General features: G+C 41.6%; 13 protein-coding genes. 11 read left to right on the forward strand and 2 right to left on the reverse strand.

All coding sequences use genetic code 11. The features are described 5' to 3' along the window. Positions 1-237 precede the first annotated feature (237 nt). The 9 genes from B4U84_RS20165 (at position 238) to B4U84_RS20210 (ending at position 10322) form a co-directional block, all read left to right on the forward strand. Positions 238-762: an SRPBCC family protein gene (locus B4U84_RS20165; RefSeq protein WP_017310940.1), complete on the forward strand. Its 525-nt coding sequence runs from the start codon at positions 238-240 to the stop codon at positions 760-762. Positions 763-954: 192 nt separating this feature from the next. Next, positions 955-2025: an Mrp/NBP35 family ATP-binding protein gene (locus B4U84_RS20170; protein ID WP_017310941.1), complete on the forward strand. Its 1071-nt coding sequence runs from the start codon at positions 955-957 to the stop codon at positions 2023-2025. A 103-nt stretch (positions 2026-2128) separates the two neighbouring features. Then, positions 2129-3442 carry a rod shape-determining protein RodA gene (gene rodA / locus B4U84_RS20175; RefSeq protein ID WP_131120312.1) on the forward strand — a complete coding sequence of 438 codons (1314 nt, stop codon included), beginning with the start codon at positions 2129-2131 and terminating at the stop codon, positions 3440-3442. 169 nt (positions 3443-3611) lie between these two features. After that, positions 3612-3809, forward strand: coding sequence for an NAD(P)H dehydrogenase subunit NdhS (locus tag B4U84_RS20180; protein WP_017310943.1), 198 nt, complete (start codon positions 3612-3614; stop codon positions 3807-3809). An 83-nt stretch (positions 3810-3892) separates the two neighbouring features. After that, a complete protein-coding gene (locus B4U84_RS20185; protein WP_017310944.1) occupies positions 3893-4549 on the forward strand; it encodes an HAS-barrel domain-containing protein in 657 nt (218 codons plus the stop codon). Positions 4550-4674: 125 nt separating this feature from the next. Continuing rightward, complete coding sequence (locus tag B4U84_RS20190; RefSeq protein ID WP_131120314.1) at positions 4675-6816, forward strand: cation:proton antiporter domain-containing protein; 2142 nt, start codon at positions 4675-4677, stop codon at positions 6814-6816. An 887-nt stretch (positions 6817-7703) separates the two neighbouring features. Further along, positions 7704-8423 carry an energy-coupling factor ABC transporter ATP-binding protein gene (locus tag B4U84_RS20200; RefSeq protein ID WP_017310946.1) on the forward strand — a complete coding sequence of 240 codons (720 nt, stop codon included), beginning with the start codon at positions 7704-7706 and terminating at the stop codon, positions 8421-8423. 35 nt (positions 8424-8458) lie between these two features. Beyond that, positions 8459-9391: a hypothetical protein gene (locus B4U84_RS20205; protein WP_131120318.1), complete on the forward strand. Its 933-nt coding sequence runs from the start codon at positions 8459-8461 to the stop codon at positions 9389-9391. A gap of 85 nt (positions 9392-9476) precedes the next feature. Next, positions 9477-10322 (forward strand): toll/interleukin-1 receptor domain-containing protein, encoded by an 846-nt coding sequence (locus B4U84_RS20210; RefSeq protein ID WP_131120320.1) that lies wholly within the window; start codon positions 9477-9479, stop codon positions 10320-10322. Between the two features lie 292 nt (positions 10323-10614). Here B4U84_RS20210 and ruvC read toward each other — a convergent pair whose 3' ends face one another. After that, positions 10615-11109: a crossover junction endodeoxyribonuclease RuvC gene (gene ruvC / locus B4U84_RS20215; RefSeq protein WP_017310953.1), complete on the reverse strand. Its 495-nt coding sequence runs from the start codon at positions 11107-11109 to the stop codon at positions 10615-10617. Positions 11110-11269: 160 nt separating this feature from the next. On the opposite strand from ruvC, the gene B4U84_RS20220 reads away from it, so the two are divergent. Both B4U84_RS20220 and tsaE read left to right on the forward strand, forming a co-directional pair. Further along, positions 11270-12640: a gluconeogenesis factor YvcK family protein gene (locus tag B4U84_RS20220; protein ID WP_131120322.1), complete on the forward strand. Its 1371-nt coding sequence runs from the start codon at positions 11270-11272 to the stop codon at positions 12638-12640. After that, the gene (gene tsaE / locus B4U84_RS20225; RefSeq protein WP_131120324.1) at positions 12637-13113 is read left to right on the forward strand and encodes a tRNA (adenosine(37)-N6)-threonylcarbamoyltransferase complex ATPase subunit type 1 TsaE; all 477 of its coding nucleotides are present in this window, start codon (positions 12637-12639) and stop codon (positions 13111-13113) included. The genes B4U84_RS20220 and tsaE overlap by 4 nt, the downstream gene beginning before the upstream one ends. A gap of 767 nt (positions 13114-13880) precedes the next feature. Here tsaE and B4U84_RS20230 read toward each other — a convergent pair. Next, on the reverse strand, positions 13881-15338 hold the full coding sequence (locus tag B4U84_RS20230) for a GTP-binding protein (RefSeq protein ID WP_131120326.1): 1458 nt from the start codon (positions 15336-15338) through the stop codon (positions 13881-13883). Between the last annotated feature and the right edge of the window lie 209 nt (positions 15339-15547).

A 15547-nucleotide genomic window follows, 5' to 3' on the forward strand; every position in this document is an offset into this window, starting at 1 on the left:
GGGAGTGTGGGGAGTGTGGGGAGTGTGGGGAGAATTATTTAACAAGTTTCTTACCCATGCCCGATCCCCTTTCCCCGTACTCTATGAGAAGCCGCTGACGCGTCTACGCGTAGCGTCTCCTCTGGAGAATCCCCTTTCCCCGATCCCCGTTACCCCTTATCCCCAGAGGGGGCCCCACCTTAAGCGATCCCCAATATGCCAGAGTTACCAAAAAGCGTGTAGCGAGGAGATAAAAAAATGCGAGCTTGGTTGTCTAAATTCATCCACCGCAAACGTCGTTGGTTTTGCGCGACTCTGGTGCGAACATATCGGGAGATCAGTTCTGCTTCTGTTGATGAACTGTGGCAAAAGCTAGTTAACTTAGCAGATGTCTCCTGGCATCCACTACTAAAGAGTACCAATGTTCCCTATGGACTAGTACCCAAACCTGGACTTATTTACCAAGCGGTAACACGCTTATCACCCATTCCCATACGTATTTTTGTTGAGCGTGTTAACCCCAGAGAATTATTGAGCATCAGAATCATGGCAATTCCTGGTGTTGAAGAACGGGTAAGTTACAAAATAGAGTCTACAGTTTGTGGTACTTATTTGTCGTATTCTGTAACATTACGTGGTTGGTTATCACCATTGATTTGGCTATTTTCTCGTCCTTACACTGATCGCGTTGCCAAAGCCTTAATTGAGGCAGTAGAAAAAGGCACACTACCAGCAGTTACAAGAAAGAGAAAATCTCTGAACGATAGTTGTTTTGATTTTTAGGAATGGGGAAAGGGGATTGGGGATTAGGGATCGGGGATCGGGGATCGGGGAATGGTTATTCTCCGTGTCCTCCGTGTCCCCTTTCCCTTGTCCCCTTTCCCCGATCCCCGATCGCTCTTGAAAGTTAAGATGCAAATAGATAATCATTGCTGTTTGTTAAAAATTATTGCGGCAGAAAGCACGAAATAGATTATGAACGATGTTCTCGATTCTCAGTCAGTTTTAGAAGTGTTGCGACCAGTTCAAGATCCAGAACTTCGGAAAAGTCTGGTGGAATTGAATATGATTCGCAATGTCAAAATAGACGCAGGCAAGGTAAGTTTTACACTAGTATTAACTACACCCGCCTGTCCTTTACGTGAATTCATTGTCGAAGATTGTCAAAAAGCGGTTAAAAAACTGCCAGGAGTTACGGATGTATTTGTAGAAGTCACAGCAGAAACTCCTCAGCAAAAAAGTTTACCCGATCGCACGGGTGTGATTGGAGTCAAGAATATTATCGCCATATCCAGTGGCAAAGGTGGCGTTGGTAAAAGTACGGTGGCCGTAAATATAGCCGTTGCTTTAGCACAAGCAGGAGCAAAGGTCGGTTTGCTGGATGCTGATATTTATGGTCCGAATGACCCAACTATGCTTGGTCTGGCTGATGCTCAGATTGTAGTACGTTCTTCTGAAAAAGGGGAAATACTGGAACCAGCTTTCAATCATGGCGTCAAACTAGTGTCAATGGGCTTTTTGATTGACCGCGACCAACCTGTGATTTGGCGTGGGCCGATGCTGAATGGTGTGATTCGTCAGTTTCTCTATCAAGTGCAATGGGGAGAACTAGACTATTTACTCGTGGATATGCCACCGGGGACAGGAGATGCCCAGTTAACATTGACACAAGCAGTACCCATGGCAGGTGCAGTAATTGTGACGACACCGCAAACTGTAGCTTTATTAGATTCCCGCAAGGGTTTGCGGATGTTCCAACAGATGAATGTTTCTGTGTTGGGTATTGTCGAAAACATGAGTTACTTCATTCCCCCAGATATGCCAGAGAAGCAGTATGACATATTTGGTTCTGGTGGTGGCTCTAAAACGGCGGCAGAATTGGAAGTACCCTTGTTGGGATGTATACCTCTAGAGATTTCTACTAGAATTGGTGGTGACAGTGGTGTACCCATAGTTATAGCCGACCCGGATTCAGCGAGTGCCAAAGCATTCAAAGCGATCGCCCAAGCCATTGCTGCTAAAGTATCAGTTGCTGCTCTGACATAAATAAAGTGTAATTTTTGTCTAGGTAGAAAACTACGGGTCGGAATACAGATTTTTAGTACTGAGTAATTTTAAAATCTAAAAACTAAAGTCTTATAGTCGCCCAATGTTGTTAAAAAGGTCACGTTCTTCATCTTTACAAATTCGCTGGAAATATTGGTTTAAGCCTTGGCAACAAATGGACTGGTTGTTGTTGTTTTTACCAGTCGGTTTGACAATATTCGGCGGCATTATGATCCGTAGTGCCGAATTGAATCAAGGACTCACTGATTGGTGGTGGCACTGGCTAATTGGTGGAATTGGTTGTGCAATCGCCCTGTTTCTGGCGCGTCTGCGTTATGAAAATCTGCTGCAATGGCACTGGATTACTTATACAATCACCAATATCAGCCTCAGTGCTGTGATGGTAATCGGTCACAGTGCCAAAGGCGCCCAGCGATGGATCAATATCTTTGGTTTCAATATCCAGCCGTCAGAATTTGCCAAAATCGGGGTTATTATCACCCTCGCGGCGTTATTACATAAACGCACTGCTTCCAGTTTGGATAATGTTTTCCGCGCTTTGGCAATTACTGCCATTCCTTGGGGATTGGTATTCATACAGCCAGATTTAGCAACATCACTTGTGTTTGGTGCGATTGTTTTGGGGATGTTGTACTGGGCAAACGCTAACCCAGGCTGGCTGATATTGATGATATCTCCGATTTTTGCCGCAATTTTGTTTAGCATACCTTGGCCCTTTGCGATCGCTTTGTCGCCAGATATCAAGTTAGGCCCATTGGGGCTAATTTGGTCTGTAGTCATGGGTATTGTCGGCTGGCGCACCCTTCCTTGGCGGCGATATTATCTGAGTGCGATCGGTGCATGGGGTTTGAATATGTTTGGTGGTGAATTAGGACTATTTGCCTGGAACCACCTGCTAAGGGAATATCAAAAAGACCGACTCACTTCATTTATCAATCCCAATGCTGACCCCCTTGGCGCCGCCTATCACCAAATCCAATCCCGCATTGCTATCGGTGCTGGAGAATGGTGGGGATGGGGTCTTTTTAAAGGGCCTATGACCCAACTCAATTTTGTCCCTGAACAGCATACAGACTTTATTTTCTCAGCCGTTGGTGAAGAATTTGGTTTTATTGGCTGTTTGATAGTGTTGGCCGTTTTTTGCTTAATTTGCCTGCGCTTGTTGCATGTTGCCCAAACCGCTAAAGACAACTTTGGCTCTTTATTGGCTATTGGCGTATTGTCTATGATCGTATTTCAGATGATAGTCAACGTTGGCATGAACGTTGGTCTAGCACCAGTGGCAGGAATACCCCTACCTTGGATGAGTTACGGGCGTTCGGCAATGTTGAAAAACTTCATCGCTTTGGGAATAGTTGAGTCAGTGGCTAATTTTCGTCAAAGACAAAGGTATTAATTATTTGTCAAGTGTCAAATGTCAAGTGTCATTTGCAATCAACCAATGCCCCATGCCCCATGCCCCATGCCCCATGCCCAATGCCCAATGCCCAATGCCCAATGCCCAATGCCCAATGACCAATCACAAGTATTAAGCTATTAACAGGAAACAAGCGAGGATAAAAACTATGATCCTGCCTGGAGCAACTGTTCGCGTCAAGAATCCAACAGATACCTATTATCGGTATGAAGGACTTGTGCAAAGAGTCAGTGATGGTAAGGTAGCCGTACTGTTTGAAGGTGGTAACTGGGATAAATTAGTTACCTTTCGTCTCTCTGAATTAGAGACTGTAGAAACAACCGCCGGACGTAAAAAAGCAAAATAATCAAAAGTCCATTGTCAATAGTCAATAGTCCACAGCTTTTCGACCATTGACAATGGACAATTGACAATTGACTATTGACCATTATGCGCCTTCCCCTGCCACAATTTAATCGAGGCGATCGCCATCCTAATCATTTTGCAGAGGTGATCGAAACCAGTACATGCGAGTTTTTAGCCCAGTGTTTAGAACCGGAAGACTTAAGTTTTCCACCTATGCCTCCTTTTGGCAGCTGGGTTTATTCTATTGATGAGGAATCAGGCAACCAGATTTATGCCGTGGTATATTCTGCCACAACTATGCCTATCGATTCTGTACACAGACCAGTGGCTCTAGGAATGTCGTTACAGGAGTTGCGAGAAGAACAACCACAGATATTTGCGATGCTAAAGACAGAATTCCGTGCTGCGATCGTAGGTTTTGCAGTGGCACCAGAGAGACGGAATTCTCTCAATGATTTGTATCAATACTTACCTCCGCGCCCACCACAAATTCATCAACCAGTTTATAGATGTGAACCGGAAGCAATCATTAAATTTACGGAACAACTGGATTTCTTGCGGACTCTGCTTTCTGTAAATGGAGCGCCAGTCGATTCTTTAACCGCAGCAGCTATTCGGGAAGTGTTTTGGTTACGCAAAGCTGACCGACAATGGTTAGTACAAGCGGGACGTACCCTGAGTGTACTGCTTAAAGACGACTACGATCGCCTACGGTTTATTTTGAGCCAAATCCACCCATAGAGTTATCAGTTAGAGACGCGAGGAACATCGCGTCTGTACAGTTATCAGTTATCAGTAAAGAACGTAAGGTAAGTCGCCAGAAATAAACAAATGACCAATGACACTTGACCAATGACACTTGACCAATGACAGAACTAATGTTACAAGTTCTTGCTGTTGAACCTACTGCTCAAGTTCTCGCCAAAGAACCCATTATTCCCTTTGCCATTTTGCTGGTAGTCATCTTAGTTGTACCAGTTATATTTGAGCGACTACGAATACCTGGTTTAGTAGGTTTGGTACTATCAGGGATAGTACTTGGTCATCATGGCTGGAATTTATTTCCCACAGAAACACCAACCATGAGTTTATGGACAGACATCGGGTTGATTTACTTGATGTTTGTTGCGGGTTTAGAATTCGATCTAGAAAAGTTTCGCCGTCAAAAAATTCAAGCTTTTAGCTTTGGCAGCTTGACCTTCAGTATACCTTTAGTGCTAGGAGTGTTTCTAGGTCGAAGTTTTGGCTATGGCTGGAATGTTTCTGTGTTAATTGGCTCGATTGTGTCATCTTACACCCTTTTAGCCTATCCTCTGATTAATGGCTTGGGAGTCACAAACAACACAGCAGTCAGGACAACTATTGGTGCTACAGTCATCACCAATTTGGGTGCATTACTGGTATTTTCTTTATCTTCAGCTGCAAACACTAATTATTTGAGCTTTTGGCAAGTTATTCCTTTTTTTAACTCACTCATTCTCTACAGTATCTTTGTTTTGATTAGCTGTAATTGGGTAGGTAAAGAATTCTTTCGTCGTTCAGGAGATGAGGAAGGAAATCAGTTTTTGTTTGTGTTGTTGTCTGTTTTTCTGATTTCTTTTGGCGGTCAATTGCTCGGAATAGAAAAAATTGTTGCGGCCTTTTTAGCTGGTTTGGTAGTAAATGAAGTTGTTGGTGAAGGTCCAGTCAAAGAAAGGGTTGTTTTTGTTGGTAGTATACTATTTATTCCTATTTTCTTTGTGCATCTGGGTTTTCTCATCGATATTCCGACTTTTATTGGTAGTGTGAACACACTTCAATTCACACTATTATTAATAGTTGGTTTATTTGCCAGCAAATTTTTGGCTGCTCTGGGAGCAAAACTACTTTATCATTACAATTGGCAAGAAACGTTAACTATGTGGTCACTGTCATTACCCCAAGTGGGTGTGGCATTAGCCATAGCTGTAGTAGGTTATGAAAATGGCTTACTCTCACCGACATTATTAAACAGCGCCATTGTCTTGATGCTGGTAACTTCAACTATAGGCTCATTAATGACTAGTCGGTTTGCTGTTGGTTTAACTGTTTCAGCCGTCAAAAAACAAGCATTTACTACTTCGCCTCAGACCGATTCTAGAAACAGAAACAGCAACCCTTTTACTATACTTGTGCCGGTTCACAATCCTCAAACACAGCAATATTTAATTGAAATGGCAACTTTATTGGCGCGTCAAGCTAATGGCAAAATCATACCATTAGCGATCGCAACAGCTACAGCTCATATGGATGCTCCTCAATTAGATACTTCTTTGGAACGCAGCGAACGGTTACTATTAAAAGCTACAAGTCTAAGTCGTGCTTTGGGTGTGGAAGCAGAACCACTACTACGAATTGATGATGCTTTTGCTCCAGGAATTAGCAGAGCAGCACGTGAACAAAAAGCTGATTTAATATTGATGGGTTGGGGTAAGCGCACTGGGTTGAGAGCGCGCTTGTTTGGGAATGTGATTGATAATGTTTTATGGGCATCCCATTGTCCAGTAGCTGTAACTCGTTTGGTAGAATCACCAAGAAATATTCAGAGAATTTTGGTACCTGTAGAAAATTTCCTGACACCAACGTTGCAATCTATACAATTTGCCCAAATGCTTGCAGAAGCAAATCAAACACAAGTAACTGTACTGAGTGTCTGTGAACGCCGTACGAGTTCTAGCAAAATTGCATCCAGGCGATCGCAACTTTCTCAGATCGTATCAAATATATCTTCAGCTAATCCCCCAGAAATTCAAATTATTGCCCACGAAAATGTTGCCCAAGCAATTTTACAGGCAGCACGATTATATGATTTGGTTGTCCTACCTTTTGTGCGTAATCGTACTAGTCCCGGCGGATTAACGATTAGCGATGTTACAACTCTTTTGGTGAGACAACTGACTTGTTCGATTGTCATGCTCGGAGAACCACCACAAAATACTCAATCGATAACTTTACCAGTAGGTGTTCCTAGTCCGATTCCTGTAAGTTAGTGGGCTGATCCTAGAGTATTAGAGACTCGGCGATTAGTGTTTGAGACTCGACGACGAGCCTTTGATATTATGTTCGCTTGAATACTTAATAATTCCCAAAAAACCCCACCCCGATTTTGTCTAATGCCAAAACCGCCCCTCCCCGCCTGCGGGGAGGGGATCAAGGGGTGGGGTGCAATGACTGTGGGAAGTATAAATAATTAGCTGAACTTGATATGAGACTCAACGACGAGTCTTTTATATTCGACGACGAGTCTTTTATATTCGACGACGAGTCTTTTATATTCGACGACGAGTCTTTTATACTCGACGACGAGTCTTTTATACTCGACGACGAGTCTTTTATACTCGACAACGAGTCTTTTATACTCGACGGCGAGTCTTTTTACCTCATGCGGGAACCTAATTCCATTTCACTTTTTTGATGATACGAATACATCGGTAGAGGCGTACGGTCGGATGCCCCTACAGCAAATCCAATATGTATTAGGATTTTTATAAAACGGTATAAATAAGTAAGTCGTTCAGAAGGCAGAAGGCAGAAGGCAACCCACCCTTAAAAGAGTGGGATTGAAACAAGGACGTTTTATACCTCACTGCAAGCAGTTTCGGTATAATTATCATTCTGAACTGGGCTTTAGACCCAGAACTAAAGTATCAATTAACACTCCCCAACATAAGTGCCTTCTGCCCACCTACGGAAGCCGCTTTGCGTCTACGACCCTCTGCCTTTCTTTGTAAGAATAAACATAACTGAATTAGGAAAAGTAAACATGCCTAAAAAGTACAGATGCGATGTTCCTCGCGTCTCTACCAATGACCAATGACCAATGACCAATGACATTCCCTGTTAAGAGTTCCCTTAACTACCAACTACTAACCAAAAAATGTCACAAGCTCTTGTGGTTCAAAACCTAGTTTATGCCTATTCCAATCGTGAGCCAGTTTTACGAGAAATATCTTTTAGTTTAAATGCAGGCGATCGCGTTGCACTCATGGGACCAACTGGTTCGGGTAAAAGTACTCTGCTTGAGAATTTAATCGGTTTAAAAGAACCCCAAGCTGGGAAGATTTGGATTAATAATATTCCCCTAGAACCCAAAACTTTACCCCAAGTACGGCGTCAAATAGGTTTTGGTTTTCAAGATGCTAACGACCAACTATTTATGCCTACCATACTTGAAGATATTACCTTTGGGCCGCGTAACTATGGTGTTTCACCTGCGATCGCTATTGATAAAGCGAGAAATTTATTAGCTGATTTTGGTTTAGAAGCTTATGCTAATCGTTCTGCTCACGAGCTGTCTGGAGGTCAAAGACGTCTTGCTGCTCTGGCTGCAATTCTAGCATTAGAACCAGATATATTAATTTTGGATGAACCAACCAATGGTCTTGATCCTGCATGGCGCCGTCACTTTGCTCAAATGTTATTAAAGTGGCAAGGTAAGGTGATGTTAATCGCGTCTCACGATTTGCATTGGTTAGGGAAAGTCACTCAACGTGCTTTGGTGCTTTCTGGAGGACGTATTCATATAGATAGTGATATTCACTCATTATTAAATGAAGCTGATACTTTAGAAAAATTAGGTTTACCCGTAGATTGGTGAAATTTGAATATAAAAATAATTGAATAGAGGCTAACATGTCAGAAAAAGTGCAGCTAAGTGTATTTGAAGACATCAAAGTAATTGGTGAGTACGAAGATCCGGAGCAAATAGCTGCAAAGCTGAAACAAATGCAAGACCCTGATTTTGCCTTTGGTGTTAGTGATGATACAACAGCCACAAGGGGAGCCAAAGGAATTTTAGAGGCTTTGAATATATTTCAAGATCAACCGTGGCTGTATGGAACTCATCAATTTGGCTACATCGGCTTACGGAAGTCAAGTTTTGATCAGCCGCAAATTATTCAACATGCAGGTGCAATTGAACCGGATCGGACTCTCAAAAAAAGCCGGATTAATATTCGGCTAGATCGCTTGCATATTGAAAAGTATCCTGGGGGTGGAACACACAATGTCTTGGTGACTTTTGCAGCACGGAACCAAGTAGCTGAAATCCAAGAATCAATTAGCTTCAGCCAAACCTACCGAGTCAGAGAAGGACACTCAGCCGGTATTGCTGGCTATCCTGTTTTTATCGGTTTGAATGTAAGTTCACAAGGAGTCGCTTTTGAATGTTCGACGGTGAATGTCAAAAATGAAGAAGATCAAGCACTGTTAGGTGCTTTAGAATCTTCACCATTTCAAAGTGGACTCAAACTTTTAACAACTGCACAACCTGCGATCGCACCGTTTACAGAAATTACTTTAGGTGTTGTCAAGTTACTGGCGCAACGTCACGAAAATGTCGCTGTACAAAAGTTTTACCTGGGTCTCGATTTTGACCAAGCGCCTATGGGAGTTTCCCTAGCAGAAGGTAATTATATCGCTGTCCAGGTTCCTGAGGAAACCGCGATTAACTGGAGTGAGTGGGTTTATAAACCAGATATGGGTGCGATCGTCACAAAGGAAGATTATTCTGCTACCCTGCCTTATAACTATGTGATTTTTCGTGTTAGTAGATATGAAGAGTAAGCAATTAGTTTAATAGTAACTAGTTGATAATATTGAGGTTAAATATCGCCTGCACTTTTTCATCAGGACTGAGGGTTTCAAAAATATGAAAGATGTTTTTCTTTCACATGCTAGTTTTGATAAGGAAGAATATGTACGTCCCCTGGCAAAAGAATTAGAGCGTAGGAAGATATCATACTGGTTAGATGAAGCAGAAATACAATGGGGAGATAAAATAGTTGAAAAAATTAATGAAGGACTAAATGAGGCAAAATTTGTAGTCATTTTTCTTAGTGAAAATTTCATTAATAGAAATTGGTCAGAAAGTGAGTTATACTCTGCATTGAATCGCGAGAACTCTGAAGGTAAAGTAATTGTGCTTCCTTTACTTATTGGGGAAGTGAGTGTAGTTCTAAAGAAGTATCCGCTACTCCGAGACAAGGCATATCTAAGCTGGGATGTGGGAGTTAGTAGGCTTGCTGAAGAGGTACAGAGGAGGCTGAACTTAGATGGAGTTGATCAAGTAACCTCATCCACTCATTCAACTCGTAGTAATTATAGAAAATCAGAAATAACCATTTATAGAAGTATATTGGGTGGAGGGGATGAGTTGTGGGATCTTGAGGGAGAGGGAATACCAAGAATATTCCTGAGTAAGGGGGAAGAAAAGCGATTTGAACTTCCACCAGGTAAATACTCTTTTAAGGTTCGTTTCACTAAAGAGAATCATGAAGTTATCTACACTGGCTATATGGCTAGTCCGGGTTCAGTGCGGTATGGAAGTTCAGATAAATGGGATGGATACTTAAAACCAGGCAAGTATCGATTTGAATGTGGAGTGATGCCAGTAGCTTCCTTAAGAGGAATAGCACGTGTAGCTATTGCTATCGCAGGTATGGGACGGTTTGGATATACGTTTCTCTACTTGACTCAGACTTCTTATGAGAAATAGCATCATGCCCAAGCGATAAAAACAAAACTCTGACCATGCACACAAACACAATACTCCTACTATAGATAATGAGGCGATTTTTGAGCAAAAAGACACGCATTATTAATTCCAGCTATTTTTGCTCAACAACAATATTACAAACAATTAGGATTAAGAGATAGAATTCTGAATTTATCGTTCATGGTGGCAGCAGTATTAACATTATTGTGGCGACTCCTGGTGTTCAAGAATTAATATGTCAATATTGGCGAAGCGAAAGAAATATAGGCGGCTCAAATAGATTTTTTATACCTCACAAATACTGAAACAATGCTGTCAAAGCAACAGCTAAAGCATCGGCAGCATCATCTGGATGGGGGATGTAATCTAGATCTAACTCTCGCGCTACAGCTTGTTGAACTTCATATTTTTCTGCATTGCCATATCCGGTTAATGCTTGTTTAATTTGAGCAGGAGTAAACTCTAAATACGGAAGATTGTGTTGCGCCAGAACTAACATGATGACACCCCGTGCTTGAGCAACTAGTATAGTATTGCCCATACGATAGAAAAATAATTTTTCAATTGCTACCAAATCAGGTTGTAATTCCTTTATCAAAGTGTGTAAATCTTCGTACAATGTGCGTAGCCTTTGTCCCATTTCTGCACCAGCCTCTGTACTAATAACACCGAAATCTACCATTTCTACTGAGATATCTTGCTGCTGAGGTTGGTTTGATTTGTGGATAATTGTTCCAAATCCCAACTTTGCTAATCCTGGATCTAATCCTAAAATTCGCTTTTCCATGAATTTTTAATTGACTCAACCAAAATTTTGTGTTTAGGCGCACATTGGAAACTTTGACAGGGTGCTTTCGATCTACTAAGAATCCCACATTTGGGATATAGACCAGGTAGTGTAAATTTTCTGTTAATTATTTAGTTTTTATCATCGCTCCTTTTTAGGTATGTCACTTGGTTTTTTCAGACAAGCCCTTAAAACTTTGCAAAAGCAGTCGCGCGATCGCACTCCTTACCGAGTTAATCAGTGGTTCAAATGGTTGTCACCAGGACTCTCGGTGAAACGTTGGTTTTTAATTAGCATCGGCGGTGTTTTACTCGCAGCTCTGGGTTTGGCAATTTGGATTAAATTAACGCCGATTTTCTGGGCGCTAGAGTTAGTCAGGAGTTTTTTGGGAACGCTCGCCGAAATCATACCCAACTATATTAGTGGGCCTTTAGTTCTACTGGGTGGTTTATTATTGCTGCTTTGGGGACAAACCCGCACAGTCGGTTCAATTACTGAAGCCCTACGATCTGATAATGAAGAAGAATTAGTAGATATGCTCCTGGCCCATCGCCGATTGTACCGAGGGCCGAAAATAGTTGTAATCGGTGGTGGAACGGGACTTTCCACATTACTCAGAGGACTTAAACGTTATAGTGCCAATATTACCGCTATTGTTACTGTTGCTGATGATGGCGGATCTTCCGGGCGCTTGCGTCGAGAATTTGGGGTTTTACCACCAGGGGATATTCGCAATTGTTTAGCAGCACTGGCGGATGAAGAAAAATTACTCACAGAATTATTTCAATATCGTTTTCAAGTCGGCGATGGCTTGACTGGTCACAGTTTTGGTAATTTATTCTTAACTGCGATGAGTGAAATTACTGGAGATTTGGAACGGGCTGTTGCTGCTAGTTCTAAGGTACTTGCGATCCGGGGACAAGTGTTACCAGCGACTCTGAGTGATGTGCGTCTGTGGGCTGAATTAGCTGATGGTCGGCGCATTGAGGGGGAGTCTAAAATTACCGAAGCTGGAGGTAATATTGTTAAGATTGGCTGTCTTCCTGCGAATCCTCCTGGTTTGCCCGCAGCAATTAAGGCTATTAAGGAAGCTAACTATATAATTATGGGGCCTGGTAGTCTGTATACTAGCGTCATTCCTAATTTGTTAGTACCAGAAATTGCTGATGCGATCGCAGCTTCTGAAGCACCCTGTATTTATGTCTGCAACATTATGACTCAACCAGGCGAAACCCAAGGATTCAGTGTTGCTGATCATATTCGTGCAATTGATGCTGCTTGCGATGGTCAACGTTTATTTAATGCTGTGCTGGTACACAAGAAATCTCCTTCAGAACGCGCCCTCATACGTTACGCACAACAACAATCTCATCCCGTCTTTTTAGATCGCGAAGATGTCACCAAATTAGGGCGAAGGATTGTTTTAGCTAATGTCATGCACGAAGATGAAACCGGTTGTGTGCGTCATGACCCCCAAAAATTAGCAAAGGTGTTATTACGGTGGTACAGTGGAGCGCAGCACAGCAAATGAAAATTTTTCTTACTGATGCAGAGGCGACGCGATCGCTTGGTGTTATTCTCGGTCAATACCTGAGTGCTAATAGTGTTATTCTGTTGGAAGGTGATTTGGGTGCTGGTAAAACGACTTTGGTACAAGGTATTGGTGAAGGTTTAGGTATCACCGAACCGATTGTCAGTCCTACTTTTACTCTAATTAATGAATATACAACAGGGCGGCTTCCTCTGTACCATCTGGATCTATATCGCCTAGAACCGCAAGAAGTCGCAGCTTTAAACTTAGAAACCTACTGGGAAGGTTTTGAGGTTGCGCCGGGAATAGTAGCGATCGAATGGGCGGACAGAATGTCCTATCAGCCACACAGTTGTCTCAGTCTGCATTTGAGTCATGAAGATCAAGGAAATCGCCAAGTTGAGATTACTTGTCATGATTTCATGATCAATGCCGAAATTTTAGCTGTTTTTAAGCATTATCTTGGTAGCTGAGGCTGTTTGTTTATCTACCACTACCACGTTCACTAGAAGGATCAAATACCATTGTTATTTATCTTACCTAAACTTAGTGATCATTGTTTCAAAAAATAGTTAATTCAACATTAACAACTGCTTTTTTTGATATTAATTTCAGGTTGATAATTCGTTACAGATGATAATGTAGTAAATAGATCACATTAACTGTTTTATCTATTGTGTTTTTTCAAACAGTAGTTTTGTATCATTTTTATTTTGTTCATATTTTTATTCTTTATACAAAGATAGCTGTTAATGCAATACGGTTCGGTTAAGAATTTTTCCTCATAATTTTGGGAATGTAGAGACGCGATAAATCGCGTCTGGTGGGTTTAGATGTCAATTTTAAGTCTTACCAAATCTATGTTATTTATACCAGTGTCTGATATTTTCTATGCAATCATATTAGTAATACCAGTTCCAAAAGTGAGAATTAAAACTATCTTTTTATGTCAAAAATACTGGGTTCAAAATTAACATAGTTCAAATCATGCTATTTCTTTTTCATAAACTGATCACCGATTTTTGATGATTTTTCGCATATGGATTGTTCCGTATTCATTCTCTACAAAATTTCTCAATGAAATCCGGATTTTGAAATACTTAAATTTAGTTGATATAAAGTTAAACCATTATGTTATTATGCATAAGCTAAATGGCTTATGCATAGGCTGATCATTACCAACTAAAATTCAAAATTTATACATCACAAAAATAAATTTTGATTTGATAAGTAAATCTCATCAAACTCGCTTAATTTTCGCCCGCAATTCTTCCTTAATTCGATTCAAAATCGAACCCTCATCCAAAGTTGCCAATATCTTATTAATCACCACCTTCGGCCCATCTGGTCCCCAGGTTGCACCATTTGCCAAATAAGCTTTGGTGACTTGTCCAATTCCATAGGAAGAAACACCAGCGACACCTGCTTGTGTTAGTGCTACGGATATATAAGGCGCAAGAGATGCGCCACCTGTGGCGGGTGCAGAGATACCTAGTAAAGTTTTGAGTGAACTTAAACCGAGATTTGCTAATAATTCACTTGCAGCAATTCCACCCATACTTAAGGCTATTGTTTTGAGTAACTTTACAGCGCCTGATTCGTTCATCGCAATACCGTAGAGTTTAGATAAACCCAAAATTAAAGCAACATCAATCGCCGCACCACTGAGAATATCAACTACTGTTAAAGGATTAAGGGCGATCGCAGCGGCTTTTGTCATCACTGCTTTCCAAATCAATTGATTCGCAGCATTTTCCCGAATCATCAGTTTACGCTGCACCAATTGTTCATTCACATTGTCAGCATACAGCATCGAATTGAGAGCAACTAAGGCTTTACCTTCGCGCTGCAAAATTTCCAAAATTTTCAACTTTAACTCTTCTACTTCAGCATTACCTTGACGCATCTGCACACCCCTGCTACCATCAGGGCGACGAACTACTGTCCGCACGAGTGGTGATGCTGCTGACATGACAATTTCATCTGGCGAGAGTAATTCTCGTACCCGTTCATCGCGAATTTTGTGATAAATTGCCATCCGGTCTGCTTCTGGATACTGATCGACTTTGTTAAACACCAGCAACATCGGTTTACCGGCTTCCCGCAATTGCGAAAGAGCTTCGTGTTCAATTTTGGTCATATCACCAGAAATCACAAACAGAATCAAATCTGCTTGTTTTGCAATTTGTTCCGCCAAAACAGCACGGGTATCACCATCAACTTCGTCTAATCCTGGTGTGTCAATCAATTCTACTCGTGATTGACCAGTCCCAGAAAGGGTTACTCGCAAAGCGTGTTCTGTCCCCCCAATTGCTTCTTCGGTGATAGTCCAATTTACTCTTTGGGCGTTACGAGTCACCCCGTGTAAAGGCCCGGTTTCAAATACAGTTTGACCAACCAAAGCATTCAGTAAAGAAGACTTACCCCGTCCAACCATTCCAAAAGCAGCGATATGTACTACCATGCTGTCTAATTTGCCTAGCATGGTTTCAAGATCATTAATTTCTGTTTCCAATCCTGCTTGTTCTTCTGGAGACAGGTCTAGATTGGCTACTAAATTCCGTAGCGCTGTTTGTGCTTGTTTGTAGTTCAGTTCTGCTTGAATATCTTCAAAGCTAAAAATAGCGTTATCTAATTCTTTTTCCCAATTAGACGCATTACTTTGATGAGGATCTGGTAAAGGCAATATTGAAGTCATGTTTGATTAATGAACCACATAGACGCGCCTGCGGGAAGCCGCAGGGTAGGACACGGAGAACACAAAAAACTGTATAAATAACTGTCTTTTTTTACTTTAGCTATTTCTCTTCAATAATGACTGCGTTCTGAGACGAGTATTGATGTTGCTAATGGTACTTATGAAGACAGTCCTGACTACGAACTTTCCTATTTCCTAATGGATAGGAT

The organism is Westiellopsis prolifica IICB1 (assembly GCF_004323185.1).
GTDB lineage: Bacteria > Cyanobacteriota > Cyanobacteriia > Cyanobacteriales > Nostocaceae > Pelatocladus > Pelatocladus prolificus_A.